Below are 708 nucleotides of genomic sequence, written 5' to 3' on the forward strand. Positions count from 1 at the left end.
AGTGGCCGCACTGAGGTTAATATTCTGCGCCTGTATATCAATGGTGTTGGCATTGATGTTGGCCCCGACGGCGGTCAGATTGTCGACCTTAGCGGTCAACGCGCCACCGACATTCACCTCGCTACCCAGATGGCGAATGTGTTCGCTGGTCGAACTGCCATAACCATAATTCGCACTTATCTGGTCGCTGCGCTCGACGGTATTGAGGATCCAGTCACCGCCGGTATTGACCTGAAGATCCTTACCGACATTCACACTTGCGCCTTGCAGGATAAAGTCGCGCTCGGTATTGATAACCGCGTTATTGCTGACATTGATGCTCGCCAGTGGCCCCAGCAGGGTTTGTGTGCGCTGGACAGCCCCATTATCGCTGCTGAGCTGCGCACTGTCGGTGCGCAGAATGATATCGCGCCCGCTATCCAGTTGCAGGTTAGTGGCAGTTAATCGGCTGCCCGTCAGGTCAATATCACTGTTCAACGTACTGAGTTGCAGGTTATTGCCGGCCTCAAGTAAACCGCCACGGTTATTCAGTGCCATGTCCTGCGCCATACTGAGGTTCAGGTTATGGGTGGCTTTCAGTGCCCCTGAATTGGTGAAACCTTGCATCTCGGTTAAGGCAATATTCTCGGCGGAAATCAATGCGCCATTGGCCTGTAGGTCACCCGATTTCACCCCCGCCAGATAGACCACAGGGACTAATACCTTTTG

Annotated in this window: 1 protein-coding gene; it reads right to left on the reverse strand. The window is 53.7% G+C overall.

All coding sequences use genetic code 11. From position 1 onward, the window contains the following. On the reverse strand, positions 1-708 hold a 708-nt coding region (locus YROHD0001_RS00065; protein ID WP_032818613.1), incomplete at both ends, for a hemagglutinin repeat-containing protein.

The organism is Yersinia rohdei ATCC 43380 (genome assembly GCF_000173775.1).
Lineage (GTDB): Bacteria > Pseudomonadota > Gammaproteobacteria > Enterobacterales > Enterobacteriaceae > Yersinia > Yersinia rohdei.